Source organism: Asticcacaulis taihuensis (genome assembly GCF_900100255.1).
GTDB classification, from domain to species: Bacteria; Pseudomonadota; Alphaproteobacteria; order Caulobacterales; family Caulobacteraceae; genus Asticcacaulis; species Asticcacaulis taihuensis.
Window position 1 is genome coordinate 1 of the sequence record NZ_FMTS01000010.1, and the last position, 25,601, is coordinate 25,601.

At 58.7% G+C, this 25,601-nt stretch carries 17 protein-coding genes and 1 pseudogene; 9 read left to right on the forward strand and 9 right to left on the reverse strand.

Going from position 1 to position 25,601, the window contains the following annotated elements; translation table 11 throughout:
* The coding region (locus tag BLO49_RS17005; protein WP_170828386.1) for an RHS repeat-associated core domain-containing protein at window positions 1-1,117 on the forward strand (1,117 nt) is incomplete at its 5' end.
* Window positions 1,114-1,491 carry an Imm8 family immunity protein gene (locus BLO49_RS17010; RefSeq protein ID WP_139159727.1) on the forward strand — a complete coding sequence of 126 codons (378 nt, stop codon included), beginning with the start codon at window positions 1,114-1,116 and terminating at the stop codon, window positions 1,489-1,491. The genes BLO49_RS17005 and BLO49_RS17010, both read left to right, overlap by 4 nt.
* A 446-nt stretch (window positions 1,492-1,937) precedes the next feature.
* Here the strand turns inward: BLO49_RS17010 and BLO49_RS17015 are convergent.
* Window positions 1,938-2,237: pseudogene (locus tag BLO49_RS17015) on the reverse strand (HEPN domain-containing protein); the annotation flags it as partial.
* 752 nt (window positions 2,238-2,989) lie between these two features.
* Between BLO49_RS17015 and BLO49_RS17020 the strand changes: the two are divergent.
* From BLO49_RS17020 to BLO49_RS17045, 6 genes are all read left to right on the forward strand, one after another.
* Window positions 2,990-5,845, forward strand: a complete 2,856-nt coding sequence (locus BLO49_RS17020; protein WP_245679083.1) for a TonB-dependent receptor — start codon at window positions 2,990-2,992, stop codon at window positions 5,843-5,845.
* A gap of 66 nt (window positions 5,846-5,911) precedes the next feature.
* A complete protein-coding gene (locus tag BLO49_RS17025) occupies window positions 5,912-6,550 on the forward strand; it encodes a sulfotransferase family 2 domain-containing protein (protein WP_090650703.1) in 639 nt (212 codons plus the stop codon).
* The gene (locus BLO49_RS17030) at window positions 6,547-7,179 is read left to right on the forward strand and encodes an aspartyl/asparaginyl beta-hydroxylase domain-containing protein (RefSeq protein ID WP_090650704.1); all 633 of its coding nucleotides are present in this window, start codon (window positions 6,547-6,549) and stop codon (window positions 7,177-7,179) included. The genes BLO49_RS17025 and BLO49_RS17030 overlap by 4 nt, the downstream gene beginning before the upstream one ends.
* Window positions 7,176-9,104 (forward strand): tetratricopeptide repeat-containing sulfotransferase family protein, encoded by a 1,929-nt coding sequence (locus BLO49_RS17035; protein WP_090650706.1) that lies wholly within the window; start codon window positions 7,176-7,178, stop codon window positions 9,102-9,104. The genes BLO49_RS17030 and BLO49_RS17035 overlap by 4 nt, the downstream gene beginning before the upstream one ends.
* 1 nt (window position 9,105) lies before the next feature.
* A complete protein-coding gene (locus BLO49_RS17040; RefSeq protein ID WP_090650708.1) occupies window positions 9,106-10,047 on the forward strand; it encodes an aspartyl/asparaginyl beta-hydroxylase domain-containing protein in 942 nt (313 codons plus the stop codon).
* A gap of 126 nt (window positions 10,048-10,173) precedes the next feature.
* Window positions 10,174-11,100 (forward strand): purple acid phosphatase family protein, encoded by a 927-nt coding sequence (locus BLO49_RS17045; protein ID WP_090650709.1) that lies wholly within the window; start codon window positions 10,174-10,176, stop codon window positions 11,098-11,100.
* Between the two features lie 288 nt (window positions 11,101-11,388).
* On the opposite strand, the gene BLO49_RS17050 is transcribed toward BLO49_RS17045, so the two are convergent.
* Window positions 11,389-14,001, reverse strand: coding sequence for a glycoside hydrolase family 2 protein (locus BLO49_RS17050; RefSeq protein ID WP_090650711.1), 2,613 nt, complete (start codon window positions 13,999-14,001; stop codon window positions 11,389-11,391).
* A 487-nt stretch (window positions 14,002-14,488) separates the two neighbouring features.
* Here BLO49_RS17050 and BLO49_RS17055 point away from each other — a divergent pair, with 487 nt between their 5' ends.
* Window positions 14,489-15,439 (forward strand): LysR family transcriptional regulator, encoded by a 951-nt coding sequence (locus tag BLO49_RS17055; protein ID WP_090650713.1) that lies wholly within the window; start codon window positions 14,489-14,491, stop codon window positions 15,437-15,439.
* Here BLO49_RS17055 and BLO49_RS17060 read toward each other — a convergent pair.
* From BLO49_RS17060 to BLO49_RS17090, 7 genes are all read right to left on the reverse strand, one after another.
* Complete coding sequence (locus BLO49_RS17060) at window positions 15,436-16,932, reverse strand: DUF6351 family protein (protein ID WP_090650714.1); 1,497 nt, start codon at window positions 16,930-16,932, stop codon at window positions 15,436-15,438. The two genes, BLO49_RS17055 and BLO49_RS17060, sit on opposite strands and share 4 nt — an antisense overlap.
* A complete protein-coding gene (locus BLO49_RS17065) occupies window positions 16,929-18,935 on the reverse strand; it encodes an alpha/beta hydrolase domain-containing protein (RefSeq protein ID WP_139159728.1) in 2,007 nt (668 codons plus the stop codon). Before BLO49_RS17065 ends, BLO49_RS17060 begins: the two co-directional genes overlap by 4 nt.
* A gap of 2 nt (window positions 18,936-18,937) precedes the next feature.
* Window positions 18,938-19,249: an AtuA-related protein gene (locus BLO49_RS17070; protein ID WP_090650717.1), complete on the reverse strand. Its 312-nt coding sequence runs from the start codon at window positions 19,247-19,249 to the stop codon at window positions 18,938-18,940.
* On the reverse strand, window positions 19,250-20,578 hold the full coding sequence (locus BLO49_RS17075; RefSeq protein ID WP_090650719.1) for an acyclic terpene utilization AtuA family protein: 1,329 nt from the start codon (window positions 20,576-20,578) through the stop codon (window positions 19,250-19,252).
* On the reverse strand, window positions 20,575-21,870 hold the full coding sequence (locus BLO49_RS17080; protein ID WP_090650720.1) for a CitMHS family transporter: 1,296 nt from the start codon (window positions 21,868-21,870) through the stop codon (window positions 20,575-20,577). Before BLO49_RS17080 ends, BLO49_RS17075 begins: the two co-directional genes overlap by 4 nt.
* Window positions 21,871-22,032: 162 nt before the next feature.
* Window positions 22,033-23,052: a LacI family DNA-binding transcriptional regulator gene (locus BLO49_RS17085; protein WP_090650722.1), complete on the reverse strand. Its 1,020-nt coding sequence runs from the start codon at window positions 23,050-23,052 to the stop codon at window positions 22,033-22,035.
* Window positions 23,053-23,126: 74 nt separating this feature from the next.
* Window positions 23,127-25,346 carry a beta-glucosidase gene (locus BLO49_RS17090; protein ID WP_090650723.1) on the reverse strand — a complete coding sequence of 740 codons (2,220 nt, stop codon included), beginning with the start codon at window positions 25,344-25,346 and terminating at the stop codon, window positions 23,127-23,129.
* Between the last annotated feature and the right edge of the window lie 255 nt (window positions 25,347-25,601).

Genomic DNA, 25,601 nt, shown 5'->3' on the forward strand with positions numbered 1-25,601 from the left:
CCGCCTGCTGACGGGCTCAGGCACCTTGGCCGGTCTGAATATGGAATACGACCCTGAGGGCCGTCTCTACCGGTACACCTACAATGGCTCGCAAAGGACTTTCCTCTACGACGGCACCAATCTGATCGGAGAATATGATTCCGCCGGCAATATGCTAAGGCGTTATATGCACACCCTAGGCACGGATCAGCCGTGGGTGCAGTTCGCGGGTGCGTCGACAGATGCAAGCAATGCCCTCTATCTCTATGCCAACTACCAGGGCAGCATCATCGCACAGGCTGACAGCACCGGCACTGTGGCTCGGCTTTACAAGTACGGGCCTTATGGCGAGCCGCGAAACGATACGAATGTAGAAGACTGGAGCGGCAATCGTTTCCGTTACACGGGGCAGATGATTTTGCCCGATGCTAAACTCTATTACTACAAAGCGCGCGTCTATGACCCTAACTTCGGACGGTTCCTCCAAACGGATCCAGTGGGGAGCACGGCAGATCTGGATTTGTATGCTTATGTCGGCGGCGATCCAATCAATCGAAGTGATTCCACAGGTATGGTGCCTGGGTCCAATTTTTGTGGTGAAGGGGTTGGATGTACCAGTGATTTTGGTTGGGACAATGACCACCCCAAAATCGCCGCACCTGGCAATAGCACACAGGCCAATCCTGGCAGCTCACCTGGTATCGGCCACAATGGTGGTCCACCACTTGACGAAGAACCCGCGCGTCCTCTGCCTCCAACAACAATTTGGGGTGCAATCGGTGCAGCCTTAGTGTCGATTCCGGGCGATGCGCATGTGCCAACCCGAGAGGAAGTTGATACCCAAAATATGGGTATCATTCGCGAAGCACTTTCTGGCAAGCTTACAGGCAACACTGGTCTCCCGGGAGCTTATTCAATAGAGTACGCGAACCATCTCGGCATGAGTTTTGTAGGTCCCAATGCGACCGAAATTGCCGGAGGGAAAGGCTTCGTAAGCGCTGATGGTCTACGCGTCTATCGTTTGCCTGTGCAAAAAACTTACGCGGGTCCTCATGGTAGAGTAGGAAATTTAGAAGCGCGTCCAACTGCCAGCGGACCATACACCGTTAATGTTCATATTGATGTTTGGGTGCCATGATTAACCCGGTTATTAAAGATATCTCCTCCACCGACTGGAACGGCAGAAACTTCTCAAGGTCGCTACCAGAGTGTATCTGGTTCCATGTTGAGATAGGGGAACAAGGAAAGGATGGCGCAGATCTTTTCCAAATCGGGGTGTGCAATCTGCCTTGGGCGCAATCAAAATACCCCAACAGGGATTATGTTCTTACCGACCAATCAATAGTTTTTGCTGAAAAATATGTCTTAGTGTTAGATCAGTTAAATGCGGAAAATTTAACGAACACGCTGGCGCGTTTAATTGGAATGAGCGGCCCCTATTCTACGTGGCAAAACTTCGGAAAGGCCATGTCCGATTATATGATGTGGGAATACGAAGAAACCGGACAGTAGGCATCGTCACAGATCGCATATATCACGAGATCACGAGATCAAAGTGAGAACGCAGTGAAGGCAAGATAAACGTCAACTCTCGTTTGCCGTAAGTGTTTGTCTGCACATCGTTTTTTAGGAGTTAGCGCAAAAATCGGGAGTTAATAGGATGTAACTTGTTGATTTTGTTTGCCTAATTACCCGGATGGTGCGGCTCCGAAAATTGCCTGAAATACGTGCCAAAACCCTCTCAATCTTGCTGGGCAGGATGGGCTATTTTAGCCCAATGTCGGACATGCGGAGGGGCGGAATCCTGCCTTGGGAGCGAGGCAGGATAAAAGGGCGAGAGGTGCTGGGGTGTTTTTAGGTTCTGTAACCCTTACGGAATAAGGGTTTGCGCACTTGAAACGAGAGTTGCGCGGCGCAGATGTTGAGGTGCGAAACCGTTATCTCTTTGTATTTAAATGCTAATCCGAGAGGTGCGCCGAATTTAGGCGGTCCTGGCAGACGGCGGCGACGATCTCTTGCAGTAGCTTTACCCGTTCGGTGAGCCAGGCCAGTTCCTCGTCGCTGACGGTGTACTCGGCGGAGTATCTGGCCTCGACATAGGCGCGGCGTAGGCGGTCGAAGGCTTGGCGGTGCAGTTTGCTGTCGCTGGGCCAGATCGGCTTAAGGCGGTCGTCCAGGGCCTCGGCCTGTGAGCGCAGCATGGTGATACGGTGGCTCTTGGGGCTGTACAGGGCCAGCACCAGCAGGAAGCAGTGGTATCATCCCACGCCATACTGATGCGCTCGCAGATGTGGGTCAAAAAATACCGCAATTTTGAAATTAGTAGGGCATTAGTAGGGCGTTTAGTTCAAACGCGGTCTAACGACCTCCAATGCCTTCAAATTGTAACTCATTGATTGCAATTGTTTATTCTATCATTTTCAAAGACAATGAAACTCATTAAAAGTCATACTTTTAAAATTCGTAATGAGGGGGTCAGGTGTTCGAGTCACCTAAGCGGCACCAGAAACTTTTCCTTTTAAAATAAAAGACTTGACGATGCTGAACTGGCGTTGTCACACGGTTTTCGCCGTGTGCGACCGTCACGCCATCAGTGACTTGGACAACTTGTGGTCATAACCGAGGCGTCCTGAAAATTATTCTAAATATTCAATGGGAAATATTGCGTCAATCAAAATTATGAAGAGCGCAGATTTATCTTTATACATATATTTTGTGACATATTTATGTATTTATTTCAATATTTAAATAAAATTATTACAGTCTTATAAAACTGGTTTACTCCAGATTTATTTTGAGACATCTAGTTATGGCTTCGCATTAACAATTATGGTCTGGGCGAGACTTGCTTCCGAAACTTCCGACCTGTGTCGGAGGACGCGATCTTTTGCGTCTTCATGGCATGGGCAAGAGCTGGCAAGCTGCGTCCGCGTGACGGGGGCGACCTGTCATGAAACTGCGAAAGGAAGCATCGCATTTCAGGCCTATTGGACACGATTGGAGATATCGCATGCTTTCCCAACTGTCGTTGCCCTCCCGGCGCGCCACTGATTTCCGTAACCGCATTCTCATGAGCGTTGGTCTCAGCGCGCTCTGCGCCCTGGTTCCCGCGCTGGCCTGCGCCCAAGACGTCGTTGCGACCGAGGCGTCCGCGGTGGACGCACCGACCGAAGTCGTCGTCACGGGCTTCCGCAAGTCGCTGGGGGCGGCGCGTGATCTGAAGAAAAAGTCGGATATCCAGAAGGACGTGATTGTCGCCGAAGACATGGCGAAATTTCCGGAACTGAACCTGGCCGAATCCCTGCAGCGCCTGCCGGGCGTGCAGATTACCCGTGAAGCCGGCGAAGGCCGCCGCATATCTTTGCGCGGCCTCGGTCCCGATTTCAGCCGCGTGCAGCTCAACGGCATGGAAGTGCTGGGCAATGTCGACTCCGCCCAGGACAGCCGTGGCCAGCGCACCCGCGACCGGGCGTTCGATTTCAACATTTTTGCCTCGGAACTCTTCTCCAAGGTCGAGGTGGAAAAGACCTTCCAGGCGTCCCAGAACGAAGGCGGCATGGCCGGCACGGTCGGCCTGTTCACGGGTAAGCCTTTCGACTATGGCCCCGGCCCCAAGGCCGCGATCGTGGCGAAGTTGGGGACAAATCAATATACCAAGGATGCGCAGCCGCGCGTCGCCGGCCTGTTCAGCTATAACTGGGACAACAAGTTCGGCGCTTTGATCTCGGTTGCCTATACCAAGCGTGAGACCACCGAACAGGGCCACAATACCTATAATTACAGCCATCTGGGTGCAACAACCCTGGATGGGAATGGCAATCCTCAAGGCGATGCCTACAATCTGATTGCCAAAGGTCTGGACATCTCCCATCTGAGCGCCGCGCAGCAGACCCGCTTTCTGGCGGGCGACCTCTATTTCGCCGATGGTAACCGCATTTCCTCTTGGGATGCCAAGCTGGAGCGTCTGGGCGTGACGGCGGCCTTCCAGTGGAAGCCGACCGACAATATGGAGCTGACGCTTGACATGCTGCATGGCGAGGTCACGACCCACCGTGATGAACTGCACCTCGCCACGCGACCGCTGAACGGCTTCGGCTCCACCACCCTCGATGGCGCCAAGGGGGCGCCCTGGCCGGCGCAATTCCAGAATGGTTCGGTGCTGAACGATTTCAGGGTCGACAACAGCGGTTATGTCACTATGACCGATGTCAGCAATGTCACCTTCGGCAGCGAACATCGCCGCGAACTGAACGAAAACCGCTTCAATCAGGCAGCCCTGACCCTGAAGTGGGATGTCTCCGATCGCCTGCTGATTGACGGTCACGTCGGTTACGAGAAGTCGACCTACGAAACGCCCTATGATGATAAGCTGTATATGCGCGCCAAGGGCAATCTGATCGCCGATTATGGCATCGACGGCAAATCGGCCTCGTTCTCTTATCCGAACTTTGATGCGACCGATCCCGCCAACTACGCGATGGATAACTTCTACTACCGCGCTTTCCACAATCAGTCGGAGTTGAAAGACGGCGTACTGAACGCGCGTTACACGCTGAATGACGTCTGGACCCTGCGGGGGGGCGTGGCTTACCACAAGTTCACGCAAGGCGGCGCCGACTATTTCTATGACGGTGGCGTTAACGGTACTACCGGGGAGATGCGTGGCGATTCCGTTGCCGACATCACCTCGGTATTCACCAATGAATTCGGTTCGTGGCTGATCGGCGACTATGATAAGGCGTTCAAGAAGTACGACGAATACCATCGCCTGGAAGCGAAGCCCGACGGTACGGGTGGGGTCATTCAGGACATTGAGAACGTCTATGAAACCTCGGAAGAAACCGTTTCCGGCTACGTGCAGGCGGACTGGGACAGCGAGCTTATGGGCAAGCGCTTCCGTGGTAATATCGGCCTGCGCAGCTATGAAACCAAGACCCACTCGACCGGTTGGATTCAGGGTGACAGTTACGCCTATCTGGGTACGACGGACGTGAAGGGCAGCTATTCCGGTATCCTGCCGGCTCTGAATACGGTTCTGGAACTGACGCCGGAAGTGCTTTTGCGCTTCTCCGCCACGCAAAACCTGAATCGTCCGGGACTGGGTTCGATGGCCGCCAAGGGCAGTGCTTTCAAAGACGAGGATAGCGGTAAGATCAGCGCATCTCGCGGCAATCCCGACCTCAAGCCCTATAAGGACAACACCCTCGACCTGGCGGTGGAATATTATTTCGGCAAGGTGGGATTGTTGTCTGCAGGTGTGTTCCAGAAAAACATCACCAATTTCATCAGTTCGGCTGACTATACCGTCGAAGATGGTAATGCGCTCACCTTCGCGCAGGCGGGTATCCCGGCAGGCACGGTTCCGGGCGCAACGGCCGACACCCTCATTGATGAGTTCTCGATGCCGATCAACGTATCCGGCACCAAGAAGATTACCGGTGTGGAACTTGCGGCGCAAAGCCAGCTATCCTTCCTGCCGGCCCCGTTCGATAACTTCGGCGTGGTGGCAAACTACACCTATGTCGATACGCCGCCTGAGATCACCGGCATATCGCAGACCAGCTATAACGCCACGCTCTATTATGAAACCAAGACCTGGGGCGCGCGCGCATCCATGAGCCACCGCAGCAAGTGGTTCAGCGGACGCAACGCTTCGGTGATGAGCGCCGACACGCGGGGCTTCCAGGACTCGACCTACATAGATGCCGCGGCCTTCTGGAACGTCAACACCAACCTCCAACTCACCCTGGATGCGGTTAATCTGACCAATCAGAAGGATACGCAGTTCTGGGGGCAAAACGAGTACCTCTATAATCAGAACCAAAGCGGCACGACCTACATGGTCGGGCTCAGCTATAAATTCTGATAATCTGACCTGAAGGCTGCGCGCTCCTACCGTCTTTTCGGTAGGAGCGCTTTTCCCGTAAAAGACATGATCGTTTCTCATCGCCATCGCTTTATCTTCGCCGCTGTCCCGAAAACCGGTACACATGCTGTACGTCAGGCGTTGCGGGAGCACATGAGCGACGAGGATGTCGAGCAGGTGGGGCTGTTCGTGAACAAGCGCTTCCCGTGGCAAGAGCTGGCGGCGATCCAGCATGGCCATCTGTCGCTCCAGCAGGTGCGGCCCTATATCGGCGAAGGTGCCTTCAATGGCTATTTCAAATTCGCCTTCGTGCGTAACCCCTTCGATCGCTTCGTCTCGTATTGCGCCTTCATGCTGCGCGGTGGTGACGATTTCCAGAACTGGCCGCGCGAGGCCATGCATCATTTTCTGTTCCGCGATCCTCCGGAAAGGCACATCCTGTTCCAGCCGCAGGCGTCACTATTGGTAAGCGAGGATGGTCAGACCCTGCTGACGGACAGCATCGGCCGTGTCGAAGACATGCAAGGCTCGTACGATTCCCTCTGTGCGCGGATCGGCATTCCGTCGCGCCCGCTGGACCGTGTCAACGGCACAAAGCGCGATGATTATCGCCGCTACTACGACCAGGCCCTGATTGACGGCGTGGCCGCGCGCTATGCCCAGGATATTGACCTGTTTGGCTACAGCTTCGAGGGCTTGCGATGACCGCCAGGCCCGCTGCCAATCCGCGCAAGACCGGTGGTGTCCGCCCCCTCGGTCCCGTTGATATCTCCACCCTGAAAGCGGCCGTACTGGCCATTCCGGAAGATGTCTGGGAGGTGGAAAATGCCGCCAAGCCGAACCGGTTCGACGTTCTGGATACGACGCGTCATATCGTCTTTCGTTTTATCGATGACACCCGTGACTGGCGCGGATCACACGATCTGCCGGCCTGGGCGCAGTGGCGCAACCTGTTGGAGCCAGTGCTTGCACAGGCGGTTAGTAATTATGGCTATGCGCGTGGCGTATTTCCGCGGGTAATGCTGGCCAGAATGTCGGCCGGTGGAATAATCCATCCGCATATCGACGCCGGTCCGGCGGCGAAGTGGCCGCACAAGATACACGTTCCCCTGACGACAAACCCCGGCGTGGTGTCCTTTTTCGGCGGCGCCGAACGCAGGTTACCGGCAGGCGAGGCGGTGGAGGTCGATAATCTCGGCCCGCACTGGGTGCGCAATGGCGGCGATAGCGACCGCATTCACCTGATCTTCGAATATTACGACGCCGACCAGCCGGAGCCGGATTGGCTGGAGCCATTCCTGCTGTCCTGTTCTTTGGCAGGAGTGGCGCGATGACCATTACGGATATCGACGCCGATTTAAAAGACCGCGACGCCTTGTTGCAGCAGGCTCGTCACCTGCGCGTCAGCGGGCGCCTGCCCGCGGCCCTGGCCGTTCTGGCGCGGCTGGAGGCGGCATATCCCCGTTTCAGTCGCCTTTACCAGGAGCGTGCACATTGCCATATCGGGCTTGGAGATGCGCCTGCGGCCTTGGCCGCGCTGCACGCGGCGGTACGCCTGAATCCGACCCTGCCGGCAAGCTGGGACATGCTGGAACAGCTCAGCAGACGTGCAGGCGATACCGCCCAGGCGACCATGGCGGCACGACATCTCAGCACTCTGAAGCAGTTGCCCAGGGAAGTGGTGATGGCCAACAGCCTGCTGGCCGATGGCGACCTTGGCCCGGCGGAGCGGGTCATCCGTGACTACCTGCGCCGGGCGGGCGGAAATGTCGGTGCGCTGCACCTGCTGGCGCGAATCCGCCAGGAAAGCGGCGCGACGGAAGAGGCCGAGACTCTGCTGGAAGCGGTGCTCGCCAACGCGCCGGATTATCATGAGGCGCGGCTGGATTACGCCATGGTGCTGTTGCAGCAACAGAAGCACCTGCCTGCGCGGCAACAGGCCGGGCACCTGCTCGCCTACGATCCGGACAACCGCGATTATCTCAAGCAATATGCCGCCGCCTGTATCGGCCTTGGCGACTACGAACCTTTGATCGCCATCTATGACCGGCTGCTGGCCGGGGAGGCGCTATCCGCCGCCGAAATCGCCGATTTGCGGCTGTGGCGGGCGGCCGCCCTGAAGATCACCGGCAACCAGGCGGAGGCCATCGCCGACTATCGCGCCGCGCTGGAGGCCCTGCCCAGCCACGGCGCCGCCTGGTTTGGACTTGCCAATCTGAAAACCTGGCGCTTCAGCGACGACGACATCGTACGCATGAGGGCGGCGGAATCCGCGACCACTCTTCAGGACATGGATCGCGTCTACCTATGTTTCGCCCTGGGCAAGGCGCTGGAGGACCGGGCCGAATTTGCGGGCTCGTGGGCCTATTATGCCAAGGGCAATGCGGTGCGTCGTCAAACCGCCCGCTATCGCCCGGAAGTGGCGGAGGCCGCTCTCGCCCGGCTTAAATCCGTCTTCACCGCTGAATTTTTCGCCGAACGCGCCGGCTGGGGGCTGGCAGATCCGGCCCCGATCTTCGTCCTCGGGTTGCCGCGTTCCGGCTCTACCCTGATCGAACAGATCCTGGCCTCCCATTCGCAGGTCGAGGGCACGCAGGAACTGACCCTGATCGGACGCTATGCCGCCGAGCTGTGCGGCCAGGACCCGGAATGCGGCCTGCCGCTGGATATCGAGGCCCTGCGGCACCTGTCCCCGGACGCGGCGCGCGCGCTGGGCGAGCGTTTCCTTGCCGAGACCCGCACCTTCCGGCGGCTGAGCAGGCCGTTCTTCATCGACAAGATGCCTAACAATTTCTGGCACATCGGCCTGATCCATCTGATCCTGCCACACGCCACCATCATCGATATCCGGCGCGAACCCATGGGCTGCGGTTTTAGCAATCTCAAGCAATTGTTCGGAACCATAAACCAGGAATTTTCCTACGATCCTCTCCATATGGGCCGCCACTATCGCGCCTATCTCGACCTGATGCGCCATTGGGACAAGGTGCTGCCGGGCCGGGTGTTGCGCGTGCATTATGAGGATGTGGTTGGTGATATCGAAGGCAGCGTGCAGCGAATGATGAGGCATTGCGGCCTGCCTTTCGAACCGGCTTGCCTGGCCTTCCACGAGACACGGCGCAGCGTGCGCACCCCCAGTTCCGAGCAGGTGCGCCGGCCAATCAACCGTGAGGGACTCGATCAATGGCAAAACTTCGCGCCGTGGCTGGAGCCCCTGAAAGAGGCTCTGGGGGGCGCTCTGAACACCTACAGGCTTTGATATGAAGTTGTCGCAACCCTTCTTTCACCTTCCAGTGCTTTTCGACGTGACGCGCCTGCAGGCCGAGGTCGCCGCCTTGCCAACCGAGGCCTGGGTTTCGCATCCAGACAGCCTGCCTGGCAACAGTGCAGCACGCCTGATCAGCGCCAAAGGGGCCGAGACGGATTCCGTCCACGGCCAAATGTTGCCTACGCCATGGTTGAAGGCTATGCCCTATGTCCGTCAAGTCCTGGCCGGCTTCGGCGTGGTATGGAGCCGATCACGCCTGATGCGCCTGGCCCCAGGCGCAGGTGTGCCCGAGCACGCAGACACCAATTATCACTGGCACACGCGGGTGCGGGTGCATATTCCTGTTTTTACGAATGAAGCCGTACGTTTCCATTGTGATGGACAAGCGGTGCATATGGCGGCCGGGGAAGCCTGGATATTCGACAACTGGCGCCGGCATCATGTCGAAAACGGATCCGGCGAGGCGCGCATTCATTTGGTTGCCGATACCACCGGAACAGCGGCTTTCTGGCAATTTGCGACCGGTCCAATACCGCCGCGTAACCAGTGGCGCACCCTGGCCTTTAATCCTTTGGCCAATTCGCAATTGCTGACCGAAACCAATGAACGCGCACCTGTCATGCCCGCGGCCGAGGTGCAGTGGCTGGTCGACGATCTGCGAGCAGAACTGACAGTTGCGATCGATACACCTGAAGCCAGAACACGCGCCCAGCGGTTCAGCCTCTTGCTGGAGAGTTTCGTTCAGGACTGGCGCCAGCTTTGTGCTTTGCATGGTACGAGCGGGCAGGGGCGGGCCGAGTTCCTGCGCCTGATTGGTGCCGTGCACGAAGCCTCACTACCACTGGCCAATGGCCTTGTCATGCGCGCCAACGATATCGGGGCGCTGAACGTGCTGGAAAGGCGTGTGCTGCAACACTTGCTTGCCGATAGCTGAACCGGCGCTCTGTCATGAAATCTATGTTTCTAAGGGCTATTCATAATTCTTCGAGTCGCCACTGCTTGCTGGCGGGAATAAACCTCTCTGGTTTTCAGCGGCAGTAAATCATTCGGAGTTCTTAGCATGACGCATAACCGCAGGCAGGTGATAGCTGGCGCTTCGGTGATGGCCATGGGCAGGACGCTCGAAGCCTATGCCGGCCCGGCATCCTCTCGATCTATTATCATTGTGGGTGATTGGGGCCGCGACAGCGCGCCCTACCAGCGCGATGTCGCGCGCCAGATGGACAGTGTTGCCGGGAAAATGGACTGCGCGGGCGTTATATCTGTAGGCGACAACTTCTACGAGGATGGCGTCCAGTCGGTCGATGACGTCAAATGGCGGACGTCGTTCGAAGACATCTATTGCGGCCCGAACCTCAAATCGCTGCCGTGGTTTGTCGCACTCGGCAATCATGATTATGGCGGCGTGCCGCAGGCTCAGGTCGATTACACGCAGCATAGCGACCGCTGGTGCATGCCGGCGCGCTATTTCAAGATCGGCTCCAGCCAGCTTGGCGTACCGGATACTGATCTGTTCGTCATAGACACCAATGCGCTGATCGCCGAAAACTTCGAGGGGAATGGCCGGATGGCGGTCAATCTGCGCAGCCAGGACGCCAGCGCGCAACTGGCCTGGCTTGAACGCGAGCTGGCCAGCTCCGGTGCGCGGCACAAGCTTGTGGCGGGACACCATCCGATCTTTTCGGGCGGAAGCCTGCACGGGGACACGCCGGACCTGATCAGAACCCTGCTGCCGATGTTCAAAGAGCATGGCGTTTCGGCCTATCTGGCGGGGCACGATCATGACCTGCAACATATCATATCTGACGGACTGCACTGCATATGCGCGGGCGCAGGCTGCGAGGCGCGCCCTGTCCGTATGGTGAACGGGACGCAATTTTGTGCTTCGAGTCCGGGCTTTGGCATTCTGACAAAGGCTTCGGACCGCCTTGAGCTTCAGTTTAGGGATGACCTTGGCAAGATACTTTATCGGTCTTTGCTGTCCTAGATAGACGGTCGTGCGAAAGACGGGCCTGCCTTTGTAGAGGATATGAGTTTTAGTGACCTTATCAATTTGGTCGGCTTTCAACCTTATTCGTCTTCATTCCATGTCCGCAATGAGAAGATTCTGGTTGTCCTTAAGTGTTGCGATTGTGGTGAGCGACTGCGCTTCAACGATGCCCTGGTTTCAATAGCTCACGTTCTGCAATCTCGAAGATGAGAGTCTTCCCGGCGCCAGCTCTCATCCCACTGAAAAAGGCGATTTTGGTCAAGGCGTCCTATCCAAGGAGCACCATCAATTAGTGCGCAATTCGCCCCTTATCTGAAGCTCCGCCAGTCCGGCTGGATAGCCTGGTGGCACTCGCAGTTGAACACGAATCAGACGGCCTTCGTGCACCTCAGTCTCAACGGTGCGAACAGCGGACGTATCCTGACCCTGAATCTGCTCCACCAGCTTTTCCCAGTTACCCTGCATATCCTGGATTTCGGCGACGAAACCGTACGGACCAGCCTTGGGAAAGGTCAAGGTCAGGGCATGGACGTCGACCACGCGCTCCATGTCGAGAGTTACGCTCATCTGCGTGTCATCGGAGGCCGGAGCCCACCAGGTGCCCGGACTCCCGTCATTGACCAGCCGCGAACTGTGGCCAGGCGCACTTGAGCTCGCGAAGGTCGGGTTGCTCAGACCGAAAACGCTGTCGCCCGGCCGCGCGTGGACTGGAGGTGCGTAAGGCGTGTAGGGCCGATCCGCCGCGAGCGGCGTCACACCGGGGATAAAGGGCGGCCCGTTCAGGGTGCGGACCGTGGCCACGCCGTCCTTCAAGCCGGGTGAGGTGGCGCGCAGCCGCGTGATTCCGGCCTGCCAACTGCGCATGGTGATCGCCGCTTCGCCATCGCGGATCAGAATATCCGAGTCAGGCGTAAAGTCGATGCTGCGTCCGGTCGGCAGTTCGCCAGGTCCCGACTCGATGGCCAGTCGGACGGCGGGGCTGTTGCTGAGGCGGCGTCCCTGAGCGTCGACCACGCTGACAATGACCTGCACATCGTCCGTGCCATCAGCCCTGCGGATCACTGGCGAACTGGTCGTGATGCGCAGGGCCGCTGGTGTCCCTTCGACCGGCCAGACGGGCGGCGGTATGTGCGCATAGGCGTTGCGATACCAGTAGTATTGCCGTTTGGGCAGGCGGAAATAATCGATCAGCCCCATGCCGCCAAACTTCTTTCCGGCGATGGAGCCATGATCGAACCCTGCCCAGATCACCTCACCCGAGCGCCACGGCAGCCGCCACGAACCTTCCTTTGTCTTGTCCGCGCCCGGCGTATTGGGCAGGTCATCCCAGCCGGGCTCATAGACCCCCGGGCGTTCCGTCATCATCGATCCGTACTCGGCGACGAAGTTCGGAATGCCGGGGTCGGGAAACAGGCTGGCGCCGTCGCCATTATAACCGGCGATATCGCCAAGCTTGTCGATATCGCCGCGCTGCGCCCCGTCGATCGAGGCGGGCCGCGTCGGGTCAAGTTCGTGCGTCAGAGCGACCATCTCCTTCAACAGCCGCCGGGCTTGCGGAAGCGTGTCTTTAGCGGTGAAGAACACCTCATTGTCCATGCCCCAGGCAATGATCGAAGGATGGTTGCGATTTATGCGGATCATCTCGGTCAACTGCTGTTTGACATTGGTGTCGAAGGCTGCGAATTCGGCAGGATCGGTCGGATAGGCCGAAGCACCCCAGGGATTGCTGAACCCTGCCGTGCCCCAGAAAGGCGCTTCCGATAAGAAGAGCATGCCGAGCTTGTCTGTACTCTCGGCAAAATGCGGATCGTGGGGGTAATGCGAACCGCGGATGAAGTCGAACCCCGCATCTTTCAATATCTGGACGTCGCGTTCAATGGCCCCATTGGTCACGGCGTCGCCCCAGCCCGCCTGGTCCTGATGGGCGTTCGCGCCGCGGAAATAGAGGTGTTCGCCGTTCAGGAAGAAGCCCTGTTCCGCCGTCCATTTGAACCAGCGAAAGCCGAACTCGGTTTCAAACCTGTCGCGCTCCCTGCCCTTGACGCTCAGGAGCGTCACGGCATGATAAAGGACAGGCGTGTCGGGGGACCAAAGGCGCGGCCTTTTGACAGGCGCCGACATCTGACTGACGATCTTCGTCTCGCCCGGGGCCAGACGCACATGAGCTTCGGGCATGACCGCGACCACAGAGCCCTTATCATCCACAATGCGCGTCTTAATGTCGACATAGGCTGAAGCCGCGTCGCTGTTGCTGACTTCGGTCTCGACCTTGACCTTGCCGGCGGCGGCTGAAAGGTCCGGTGTTGTCACGCGCGTGCCGGTCCAGGGCACATGTACCGCATCTGTCGAGACCAGCCAGACATCGCGGTAAAGGCCGCCACTGAAGACATGCTCGCCTGCACGCGGCGCCAGGGTTGCGCTCCAGTCGTTATTGACCTTAACCGCGACGATATTGCGCCCCGGCCGCACCGCCGGGGTGATATCGACGGGAAAACCGGTGTAACCGCCACGGTGATGCGCCAGTTCCACGCCATTGACATAAACGCGCGCATCCTGAAACGCGCCTTCAAATTCAAGCGAGTAGCGTCGGCCGGTTGGCCCAGACGGCAGGGTGAAGGTCTTTCGGTACCAGCCGTCGCCTGTGTAGAAGCTTGGCGCCCGGAAATAAGGGATGCTGAAACTGTGTGGGAGGCCGACGCTTTCCCACGAAGAATCGTCGAAGTCGGCGCGCTCGGCGCCATCGACCTTGCCGAGTTCGAAACGCCAGCCTTCATTGAAATTGGCGCGTGTCCGGAGGGTCTGTCCCGCCGGTGTGGCTTTAGCCGATGGCGTCCACGCCAAGGCGCCCAAGGTCAAAAGGGCTGCGGCCGCAACCGCAAAAAGGGTGGGCAGGCGCATCACGTTGTTCCTCCGAGCCCCGTAGTCTTTATATCTCGGTAAGCCGTAGACCATAATTATCATGTATGAAATTACATTCTATATGTAATACATCCAAGACCGCTTTGATTTAAGTGTATCAACACTCAAATCATTGCCAAATTTGTAGCGTCTTTGCGGCCAAAGTGGACATTGGTGCGTCGCGCCATGGCCAGCTAACGTATTAAAATAGGCAATGTCATGGTTCTCAACCTGGCTGCGGTGTGCGTGTCCAGTCTGTGCTGCCTGCTCTGGTGAGGGTTTCGACCTTGAGCCGATAGACCACTGCGAGCCAGGAAGATACCGGCCGGAACATCCACATCGACGACCAGACGATTTTGCAGATCGGTCTTTCGAACCTTGATCCTTTCATTGCTTTTTCGGACCTGACTGTGAAAAAACATGATAGGCTCGCGCGGAAAGGAAGATTACGACTGTTCGTAATCCTTCGGGTCCGGGATAATGGTGCATGATGGATGTCAACCTGCGGCAAATCAGGGCGTTTCTTGCCGTAGTCGGCGCCGGCAGCTTTACTCGTGCCGCCGAATTGATCTCGCTCTCACAGCCCGCCCTGACCGTCCGGGTGCGTCAACTTGAGGAGCAGGTCGGCGTCCGGCTAATCGATCGGGGCGCACGCGTCCTCCAACTGACCCGTGAAGGCCGCGAACTCTATCCCGTCTTCCAGCGCATGATCCGCGACTTCGACGCCGCAATCGCCGATGTCACCGAATTTACTGACGCCGAACAGGGCATTGTCCGTATTGCCGCTTTGCCGAGCTTTTGTACCGGCCCTCTTGCGTCGCTGTTTGTGGACTTCAAGACCGTCAATCCGGGATTATCCTTCATTCTGCGCGATGCGGTAGGCAAGAAAATCGCAGGCATGGTCCGCGCCGAAGAAGTTGATTTCGGTATCGGCGTGGAAGGCGAACGTGAGGGCGATCTCGAATATATCGATCTCTGTCAGGATCGGCTGATGCTGGTGATGCCGACGGGCCACCCGCTGGCTTTGCAAGACACGGTGACCCTTGCGGATGTCGCCGCTCATCCCTTGGTCATGATGGATCGTGAGACAAGCGTGCGTCGCATGGTGGACGAGGCCTTTGCCGCCAGTGGCCTGTCGCTCAAACCGGCCTGTGAAGCGACCTATATGGCGACAGCCGTCAGCATGGTTCGCGCCGGCCTGGGGGTTACCCTGCTGCCGTCCTCGGCGGCAGAGATCAATATCTATCCGGACGTCCTTGCCCGCGCCGTGACCGGCGAGGGTATGACCCGTAAGATCGTCATTATTAAGCGCCCTGGCGTGCGTCTGCGCACCACGGCAGATGCCCTGTATATGGCCTTGCTGGGTGCGGCTCTACCAAAGGCATTCAATTCCGAAGAAGAACTTGGCTATAGCGCCCTTCCAAAAAAGATCGCTTAATCGTTCGGTTTCGGCACCCGGCAAGTAAAGCTTGCGGCTGTCGAAGGATCGCCCTTGCCGTCATAAACCGCTGTGGCCGGATATGCACATACGGGTCGCGTGAAGGAGATGCCGTCGGCGCGGTTCATCGATCTGAAACGGACGCCTGGAAGGCTGACCGGCGCTGCCCCGTTCTCCACCCATTGCTCCAGGGCATCCTGTGCAGCGACAGACGTCAGACCTGGACCGCCCTGGCAGTGTCCAAGGCCCGGCACCATGAATAGCCTGAAGAAAGCAGAAGGATCACCGGCTCGTGTTTTTATCTGGTTATAATAACCGGTCGATTCATCAGGGGGAACAACCGGATCGGCGAGCCCGTGAAATTGAATCAGCTTGCCGCCGGCAGCGGCGAAGGCGGATAAATCCGGATCAATGGCGTCTATCGGACCTCTCGACTGGTCCATACGCACGATATCTCGATCGAAATCAAATCGGTCAGCGGTCCAGGTAGGATCGTTGAAAACCCAGTACCGCCAGAAGTTCAGTCGAGCGGGCTCGCTTGGCTTGACGGGGTTGGCCCAATAGACCGGCCAGCCCCATTCGCTCCCTTTTACCCAGCCATAATAAAGTTGAGCACCGGTACGCGGATGTCTCGCACCCCTGTAAATCTGTTCAGCAACCCGGACTTCGGCCTTAGTGAGGCAGTGGCTTTCGTCCGAAACACCGCGTTTGCACTGGATTTGCTTCGGCTTGAAACCGCACTGGGCCGGTGCGGTGAGGAAGCGGTCGCCTGGCAGGCCGCCGTCCTTGCCTGCACAGGCATCTAAAACGGCTTTATTGAGCATTGGAAGTTTTGACGGCGGAAAGATCAGACTGCCATCGGCACGGTGGCTCACGCGATAAAGCCACAAAAACCCCAGGTTTAGGCGGGTGCGGTTGCTGCCCGGATCGCCCGCGATAATCCCATCGAAGTCGCCGGGGTAGCGTTGGGCCTCCATCAAGGCCTGCTGGCCTCCGGTGGAACAGCCCGAGAAATAGCTGTGGCGAGGCGCCTGTCCGTAATAGCGGGCGATAAGCGCCTTTGCGGCCATCGCCGTCTCGTGGACGGCGCGATGCCCCCAGTCGGCCAGCGCCTCGGGATGGCCGACCACAAAATCGGGATCATCCCCCGTATGTCCGGTGTCCGTTGCGGCAACGGCGTAGCCGTTATTGATCAGCGTCGTCATGGCACGCGTATCCAGTGCCGAACTGTAGCCCCCATTGCCCACCATCTGGAACTTGCCGTTCCAGCCGCTTAGCGGCAGCCACAGTTCAAACCCGATCCGAGACCCTTGGACGGGCGAAATCTGCCCCTGTAGCCGACAGACAGGCGGTGACGCCGGTAAGGTGGCTTCACTGGCGGTGATCGTCATCCCCGCGGGCGGCCTTGCCGTCAGATCCGCGCAAGGCGTCGCATGGGCCTTGTGGGTGAGGGCCGCCATCCCGATCGCAAATGCGCCCAGAAGGATCTTCACTTCAGCACCTCGCTGGTTTCTGCCGCTATCACAATGGCCTGCGCGTCAGTGGGGAGCAAGCGGCGCTGACCGACAAGATCTGCGGCGGCAGACCTGACCTGGTCGACAAAAGCGGCATGTGTACCATAACGTTCCTCTAGTGACGCACGCGGGTCGTTACTGGCGATGCGCTCCGCCTTCGTGCGGGCGAAAGGAATAAAGCCGCCCAGGAACAGGCAGTACTTGCCCTTGTCATAACCCGAGGCATGGGCATTCCAGCCCGTATAGGTGCCAAGCGGAACCCGCATCTGAACGCTTCGGATGCCTGAGATTTCATTGCCGTCGTCATCCACGCGCGGCACCAGGGTGGGCAGGATCGCGACCTGCCTGGGCGGCAAGCGAGAGGGAACGCCGCTAAGGTCAGCCGCAATGAAACCCCTGCCGGCATCCTGCTGCACGAACCGGTTCACAAGGCCATCCGGCTTCACGCCGCCCGGCAGTTCGGGCATGCCCATGGCGGTGGCTGTTGGTGCGACCAGATCGCCCTGCGCCAGAGTCGGGTAGGCGCTTGGCGGAGGTTCGACGCCATCTTTCACCCAGTCGACGAGATTGGCTACCGCTGCCCGCCACAGTGGTAATGACGGGTTGGGGTTATCGACCAGGGTACAGGCGATAACGGGATTATGCTGGGCTGCCGTTATGAACCCGGCGTTTTGACTTTCCGGTGCGCCGCCATGAGTGACGCCGGGAAAGTAATAACGCCTGACCGTATCGGGCAAGGGGATGTCCGCCTTCGCATCCGTGCCGACCAGATCGGGCGACATCCGCAGGTTCCATATTTCGGCCGCGCCAAAGGTCTCGATGATCTTGGGACAGGTATGGCTCTCAGTACAGCGGTCCAGTAAGCTGGCAGCTTTTAAATTTCGGGCTTTATCCGCGTAACGCCCCCACCACAGCACGCCTTCGCTGCCCAGTTCATAGAGGTTGGCCGCGCCGCCCGGAACGGCGAACCGGAAATTCAGGGGCGCCAGGCGCGCGGCGATATTCGGATTGGCGCCGTCGAACACGATCCGCCCCTCTTCGTCGGCGTTGAAGCCAAGATGAATGAACGAGCGGACATAGTTTCCGGATTGTGAGGTGCCCGTGGTAATGGCCCACCTGATCTGGCCCGCCAACGGATTGTCCGCGCTTTTGTCATAGCGCAGGAAGCTGGCAAAATCCCGCGTGGTGGCAAAACCGATGCCTAGAACCAGCGGGTCTTTACCCGTATAGGTGAGGCCGTAACTCAGCCGGCTGTCGAATCCGTGCCTGAGGCATATTTTCGTCGGATCAGGCACCCCCGGAAAAGGGGTCCTGGCGCAATCCGCGAACGCCCAGTCCGAGGATGGGATGTTGATTTGGGGGCTTGTATCCGAGGCCTGCGAAAACAGCCGCGCCGCGCGCGTCTTCAGCGAAAGCGGCAAAGGACGGGATACGCCAACCCCGAGACCACCCATGAGCGGAAGGGTGTCAATGTTCGCCTTCATATCGACAAATCGCACGAACACCGGCCCCGTCAACGGCGCGCCACCGGCTCGCCGGGCCACAGGAACCTGGGCCGTATAAAGGCCGGGCCTTGGCGCGATATCGCCCTGCCATCCCACAATCACATGCACATGCCCGAAAGGGTCCGGCACAAGGGCTTCGCCATTTCCGCGGTTGGGGACCATGTCGTAAAGAACGCCGGTTGAACGCGACATGTCGACGGGTTTGATCAGTGTGAAATTGGCGCCGTACACCACATTGCCCTGATCATCACGCGGGGCGTACGACAGGTCCGTAATGATCCGGTTATGCAGGTCATCCGGTCTCAGGGCGCCCTCGAAATGACCGTTCAGGATCTCGTAGTCAATATCATGGTTTGGTCCACCCTTGGCGTCGAGTGGTGTCCGGCTGTCAATGACCACGCGCGTGACATGCGCATGTGTGGTGCTTGCGAAAAGCAACAATCCCAAGGCGGCGGTGGTACGTAAGTATCTTTTCACAGTCAGCCCTCCTCTGGCACGTCAAGGTCCAGCAGCAGGGCGCCAAGTGTTTTGCCATGCGGGTCGAGGGCCAGAGACCGCGTGACCCCGCCCTTCAAGGCGCCCTCCAGCGTAAATATGAATGCGCCAAGCGCTGGCAGCTCATGTCGCTCGACATGCCGGCACGGCAGGCCCGAATAGAAGGCGCGGACCCGGTCGGTCGTGAGGTGGGTCTGAAGCACGCCGTAATATTCTGGCAGATAGGCAATAACCGATATCTGTGAGGTATCGCCCTTGTCCCCGGTACGAATGTGGGCCATGTCACGCAACTTCATCTACGAAACCTTCAAATGTACGGCGGAGATGACCCGTTGGCGATTAATCAGGGTTGAGGCAACGGCCATGACCGGTTTAACGGAGGACACGGCGCCTCCGCCACCGGATGGCCCATTCGTATAAAGGGCCTCTACCTCACGGCCGATCCGGGCCGCCTGATCCGCCTCGGCGTGTCGGCCGGCTACCCGGATGCGAACCTCGAAAGGGTCTGATGCCGGGGCAGGCCGGGCGGCGACCCTTGTGGCATCCACGCCGATAAGGTCGAACTGGAGATCGTCGTACCGGTCGCCAAGACGATGGCGCAGAATATTTAAAGCCAGTCGTCCGCGCGCCACGGCGCCGGGGCCGGCATATGACATCTGGCCTTCGCCGATAAAACCGTCGAGATAACCCAAAGTCACCTTAAGGCTGTCCGGGCGTGGGCGCCCGCGGGCACCGGTCACCTGGATACGGTTTGGCGCGAGCGGCTCAAACGCCACGTTGCGGATGTCCGTGATGGCATCGGCCTGAAGATAGGCGGCCGGGTCCAGAATTTCGTAGAGCAACTGCTCCTTGCAGGTTGCGGTCGTTATGAGCCCGCCGGAGTTGGCCACCTTCGTGATTATGGCCGAACCGTCAGACTCGATCTCCGCAATGGGAAAGCCCAGCCGCGCCAGATCCGGCACATCCTTGACGCCGGGATCAGCAAAATAGCCGCCCGTAATTTGTCCGGCGCATTCCAGAAGATGACCGATGACGGTCCCGTGGGCCAGGCGGTCCCAATCATCTGCGGCCCAGCCAAAATGGTGGATCATCGGGGCCACGAATAGTGCCGGATCGCCAACCCGGCCCGTCAGAACAACATCTGCGCCGGCCGCCAGCGCTGCGACAATTCCGTCCGACCCCATATAAGCATTGGCTGAAACAAGTGATGCGCGCAGATCGCGAACCTGACCAGGCTGATCGAGCAGGGCGGCGTCTAAGTCCAACTGTTCGAGGACGTCGTCACCGGTGACGGCGGCGACCTTCAGGCCCTTGATGCCCAGGCGGCGGGCAACCTCTATCACCGCATCGGCAGCAGTCAGCGGATTGGCAGCGCCCATATTCGAGATGATGCGAACGCCACGCTCGCTGCACGGGGTCAGAACAGCTTCCATCCGTTCGACAAGATATGGGTCAAAACCGGCCTTGGGATCATTGCGGCGCGCGATTTGTGCCAGCGCGATGGTACGCTCGGCCAGGCATTCAAACACGAGATAGTCAAGATCGCCGTGTTCCGCCAGTTCAATGGCCGGATCTATGCGATCGCCGGAGAAGCCGGCGCCACTGCCAATACGCAGGGAACTCATATCGGGAATAATCCAAAAAGCACGGCCGCGAACGTCATCAGCAGAGATGCGGCGAACAGCCAGGGAATGGTGAAACGTTGATGAGCGCCCAGGTCAATGCCGCTGAGACCAGCGACCAGGAAGGTGGCCGGGGTCAGCGGGCTTACCGGGAAACCGGTTGTCATTTGCCCAAGCAGGGCCGCCTGAGCGACCTGGATTGGCTGAACACCGAACGGTTTTGCAACCTCGGCGACAACCGGCAGAATCCCGAAATAAAACGAATCCGGATCGAACATCAGACTGAGAGGCATCGATACGAGGCCAAGCCCAAACGGGATGTGCGATCCCGCGCCAGTTGGCACCAGCGCGACAGCTTCCGTCGCCAGCGCTTTGATCACCCCGGTGCCAGTCATGACGCCCGTAAAGGCGCCGGCGGCGAACAGGACGCCCGCCATCAGCAATGCGGCGCGCGCATGTGCCTCAATCCGTACCCGTTGATCGTTGGCGTTGGGATAATTGATCAGGAGCGCAAGCACCACACCGGCCATGAAAACGACGACAGGTTCAACCAGGCCGCTGATCATCACGGCCATAACAATCAAGGTCAGGGTCAGGTTGACCCAAAAGAGATGCGGGCGGCGGACAAGCGGGTCGCCAGGCGGCAATTGCGGGGCAAAGGCCATGTCAGCCTCTGCCATATTCAGTCCAAGCCGATGCGCCTCACGCTTGCCGAGCCACCAGGCTGTGGCGAAAACAAAAACCAGCCCCACGACCTGAACACCGATCATGGGCGTGAAGATGTCGTGGACCGGAAGCCCCAGTGCCGCTGAAGCCCGTATGGTGGGGCCGGTCCAGGGCAGAAAGTTCACTCCCGCCGCGAGTGAGGCGCAGCACGCCAGCACGCGCCGGTCCATCCGCAAGGCGTCATAGAGTGGCAGCATGGTCGGGATGGTTATGAGGAAGCAGACCGCGCCCGAGCCGTCGAGATGAATAAGCAGGGCGAGGGCGGCAGTGCCGATCGTGATGCGCGTTGGCTTATTGCCCGCGATGCCAATGACTCGACGGATGAGCGGGTCCAGCAGGCCCGCATCACTCATAATGCCGAAGAAGAGGATGGCAAAAATAAACATGCCCGCGACAGGAGCGATCTTCTCTATGCCAGCCAGTATCAGCTTGCCGCTCCCAAGGCCATGGCCGCAGGCCAGCGCGACGCCTATCGCTATGATGACCAGCGCTGCGAGGGATGACACGCGTTGCGTCATCACCATGAGGAGGAGCGCCACAATAGCGGCGAGACCAACGACGGCCAACATGTGGTTTACAATCCCTGTTCTGCTTTTGCCAGGGACTTAATAATCAAATTGATTTTGTGTCAACAAAATATGCTGATTTAATATTGCGAATACTTTGTTTTATACTTATAAATGTTTTTTATCGGCCTATTATAATAATAAATAAAGGCGCGGCGGCGAAGTTTATTTGAGTGCGGCCGTCGTTCCGCGAATAACAAGGCTGAAGTCCAGCCTCTGGACTTCCTTGGTCTTGACGGCCAGGTCGCCGCCGAGTCCTTTGACTACCAAGTCCGTTGCGCTCTCCCCCATATCCGTGATCGGTTGGCGAATGGTGGTGAGCGGCGGCCAGACCGTTTCCGCACCGGGACTGTCGTCGAAGCCAACAATTGAGATGTCGCCGGGTATGGTGAGGCCGTACTTGGCGGCTGCGGTCATCATACCGAAGGCGATCATGTCGTTCCCGGCAAAGATGGCGGTTGGTCTGGACCTGGCTGACATGATGGCCTCCCCGGTGGCGATCGCGCCTTTGGCGCTGGCGATCGCCACCTCCATCAAGGGGTAGGGCGGGACCAGACTCTTGTCACGGAAATACCGTGTATAGCCCTCGTATCGGTCTTCGCTCGCACCGGTTTCACGGAAACCGACATAGAGGATATCCCGATGGCCCAGTTGCCAGAGATGATCGATGGCTTCATACGCGGCCTGGCTGTCGTTCATGAATACATAGGACGATCTCTCCAATTGCGTCCGGGGGGCAATCCGGACGTACGGAATGGTGAGTTCGTCCAGCATGTCCAGAATAGCCGGATCATCGCACATCGGCGGTGGCACGATCATCGCGTCGAATCGCGAGGTACTGAGGCGCTTGAGAACGGCAGGCCGATCCTCCTGCTCGTATCCGCGCATCGGTTCCATGATCATGTGGTAGCCGTGCCGGCGCGCGGCACGCATTACACCGGTTTGCAGGGCGCTGTAATAATAGTGGATTTCGTCATTGTAGATCATTAGCCCGACCAGATAGCTCCGGGAGCCGGGCAAGGAGCGCGCGGCCGCGTTCGGCTTGAAGCCGCGCGCATCGATGATGGCCTGAACACGGGCGCGCGTCGCGGGACTCACGCCATATTCGTGATTGAGGACGCGCGAAACGCTTTTGATGGACACTTCCGCTTCGCGCGCGATATCAACGATGGTCAGGTTTTTCATAGGCCTAGGAGGGGGTTCGGAAGTCACCCCCGAGACTTAATACGTTCGTATTCAGAGTAAATGGTTTTCATTGGCTAAGGTTTGCGAATGCCCGCGACGAGCGTGGCGGAACCTGTCACGCCAGCATCTTCAGCGTCATGCGCCACCGATACATTATACTGCCCGCCGGCCTGAAGCCACTGGCCGGTTTTCTCATCGAACCGGGACAGCAGGCGCTGGTCGGCGGTAACCGTTACAGTCGTGCTTTCGCCAGGGGCGAGGCTCACCTTAGAGAAGCCGATCAAGCGCTTGACTGCACCGCCCGGGGCCTGATCCAGATACACCTGCGGCGCATCCTTGCCCGCGACCGCGCCCGTGTTGGTAACCTTAAAACTGACCGACAAGGTCTTGCCGCCAGTCACCTTCACATCCGAATAGGCGAATTGGGTATAGGAAAGGCCATGGCCGAAGGGAAACAGGGCTTTCTGGTTCAACTTGGCGAACCGGCGATAACCGATGTCCGAGCCTTCATCGTAGTGGACATCGAACACCTGGCCGTCCGGCAGACCGAGGCCCGGCATCGTGGCGCGGGGATATTGATCAATCGACTGCGGGAATGTGACCGGCAGGTGGCCGGAAGGGTTTACTGCGCCGGTCAGCACATCGGCGATGGCTTCGCCGCCCTTTTGACCGGAATACCAAGCCTCGATGACCGCCGGTGTTTTGCCAAGCCAGGGCATCGTGACGGCGCCACCGGTTTGCAGGACCACGATGGTGTGTGGATTGGCCTCGGCCAGCGTGGCGATCAGCGCGTCCTGGCCATCTGGCAGGCTCAGGTCGGCGGCATCGTCGCCTTCCGCCATCCACTGGTTGCCGAAGACGATGACTAGGTCGGCCTCCTTGGCCTTGCGAGCGGCTTCAGCAGGGTAGCGTCCGGTGTCGAAGCGGATATTGGCGTTCGGCAGGCGGTCCTTCAAAGCCTTCACAGGCGATGAAGTGTGAAAGTTCATGCGATTGAAGGCCGCCATCATGCCTTCGCCGCCCACGGGGATAGCGACCTGATTGACGTCAGAAGTTACCTGGGAAGAGCCGCCACCGGACAGGACGCCCGCATCGGCGTGACCCCCGACAATCAGAATGTTTTTCGCTGTGGCGGCCAGAGGCAGCAGGTTGCCTTCGTTCTTTAGCAGCACAATGCCCTCGGCCGCCGCCTGACGCGACACCTCGGCGTTTGCAGCCCGGTCGACGGTCACCGGCGCAGGCGAATCGAAAAGACCCGCGGCGAACATAGAGCGCAGAATGCGGCGGGACATATCCGACAGTCGGGCGGCGGGGATCGAGCCATTATCTATGGCGGCCTTCAGGGGGGCGCCGAACCAGACCTGCTTGTCCAGTTGTTCGCCAGACTGCTGGTCGAGGCCCTTGACCGCGAAGTCGGTCGATTTCACGGCGCCCCAGTCGGACATCACATACCCCTTATAGCCCCAGTCGCCCTTCAGGACCGTATTCAATAGGTGATCGTTGCCACAGGCATAGGCGCCGTTGACCAGATTGTACGAGCACATGACCGAGCCCGGCTGGCCGGTTTCAAGGGCGATCTGGAAGGCCAGTAGGTCCGATTCACGCATGGCCGATTCGGAAATAATACTGTTGGCAAAGTTACGTCCGGTTTCCTGGTCGTTGATGGCGAAGTGCTTCATTGTCGAGATGACATGCTGACTCTCTATGCCCTTGATCGCCGCCCCGGCAATGGTGCCGGCCAGCAAGGGGTCTTCACCGGCGTATTCGAAATTCCGTCCGCCGCGGGGATCGCGGGCCAGATTGACGCCACCAGCGAGTTGCACATTGATGCCGCGCGAGCGGGCTTCCTGGCCGACAACCACGCCACCTTTGAAGGCAAGATCGGGATTGAAGGTTGCCGCCAGCAGGAGGCTTGACGGCAGGGCAGTGGCGGTATCGCCCGGACGCACATTGCCCGGATTGGTCACGCCCAGGGAGGCATCGCTCTCCTGTTGCGCGGGAATACCTAAACGCGGAATGCCCGGAATGAAGCCAGCCGAGCCGATCGCGCCCTTGGGCAACTTCATGCCGGGGAAAAAGATCATGGCCATTGGGCCGTGAACGAGGCTGAGGCGCTCATCCGGTGTCAATGCCTTTTCCAGGAGTGCCGCGCGCTGATCGGCGCTCAGGGACGTGTTTTGCCAGGGCTGCGTGTCGGTGGCGGCAGCCGCGACAGGCAGGGCCAGGGCCACTATGAGTGCGGTGACCGAAGTGGCTCTCGCCAGTCTGGCGGCGATGGAAGGGGTCGGTTTCATTGTATATCCCTGAGAGTCATGCCGTTCGACAGTCAGCCCGCGCGCCGGCATTGATGTTTTTAAAAAAGCGCGCCCCGGAGTGAGAGGCGCAAATATCCGAAACCGAAAGCGTTTATCAGTTGCGGAGGGTCGCTATCCGGAATCGAGAAAAAAATTAAGGCGTACGATTAGACAACGTTGTCGAAATATTGGCTATTTTTGCCGGGTGTCAAGGCTAAATTGCACTCGGGTCGGGAGTGGCAGGGCGAGTCGCCA

Excerpts from the sequence above, each read along its gene's own strand:
- BLO49_RS17010 (WP_139159727.1), top strand. The coding sequence starts at position 1,114 with ATGATTAACCCGGTTATTAAAGATATCTCCTCCACCGACTGGAACGGC.
- BLO49_RS17020 (WP_245679083.1), top strand. The coding sequence starts at position 2,990 with ATGCTTTCCCAACTGTCGTTGCCCTCCCGGCGCGCCACTGATTTCCGT.
- BLO49_RS17025 (WP_090650703.1), top strand. The coding sequence starts at position 5,912 with ATGATCGTTTCTCATCGCCATCGCTTTATCTTCGCCGCTGTCCCGAAA.
- BLO49_RS17030 (WP_090650704.1), top strand. The coding sequence starts at position 6,547 with ATGACCGCCAGGCCCGCTGCCAATCCGCGCAAGACCGGTGGTGTCCGC.
- BLO49_RS17035 (WP_090650706.1), top strand. The coding sequence starts at position 7,176 with ATGACCATTACGGATATCGACGCCGATTTAAAAGACCGCGACGCCTTG.
- BLO49_RS17040 (WP_090650708.1), top strand. The coding sequence starts at position 9,106 with ATGAAGTTGTCGCAACCCTTCTTTCACCTTCCAGTGCTTTTCGACGTG.
- BLO49_RS17045 (WP_090650709.1), top strand. The coding sequence starts at position 10,174 with ATGACGCATAACCGCAGGCAGGTGATAGCTGGCGCTTCGGTGATGGCC.
- BLO49_RS17050 (WP_090650711.1), bottom strand. The coding sequence starts at position 14,001 with ATGCGCCTGCCCACCCTTTTTGCGGTTGCGGCCGCAGCCCTTTTGACC.
- BLO49_RS17055 (WP_090650713.1), top strand. The coding sequence starts at position 14,489 with ATGATGGATGTCAACCTGCGGCAAATCAGGGCGTTTCTTGCCGTAGTC.
- BLO49_RS17070 (WP_090650717.1), bottom strand. The coding sequence starts at position 19,249 with ATGAAGTTGCGTGACATGGCCCACATTCGTACCGGGGACAAGGGCGAT.
- BLO49_RS17075 (WP_090650719.1), bottom strand. The coding sequence starts at position 20,578 with ATGAGTTCCCTGCGTATTGGCAGTGGCGCCGGCTTCTCCGGCGATCGC.
- BLO49_RS17080 (WP_090650720.1), bottom strand. The coding sequence starts at position 21,870 with ATGTTGGCCGTCGTTGGTCTCGCCGCTATTGTGGCGCTCCTCCTCATG.
- BLO49_RS17085 (WP_090650722.1), bottom strand. The coding sequence starts at position 23,052 with ATGAAAAACCTGACCATCGTTGATATCGCGCGCGAAGCGGAAGTGTCC.
- BLO49_RS17090 (WP_090650723.1), bottom strand. The coding sequence starts at position 25,346 with ATGAAACCGACCCCTTCCATCGCCGCCAGACTGGCGAGAGCCACTTCG.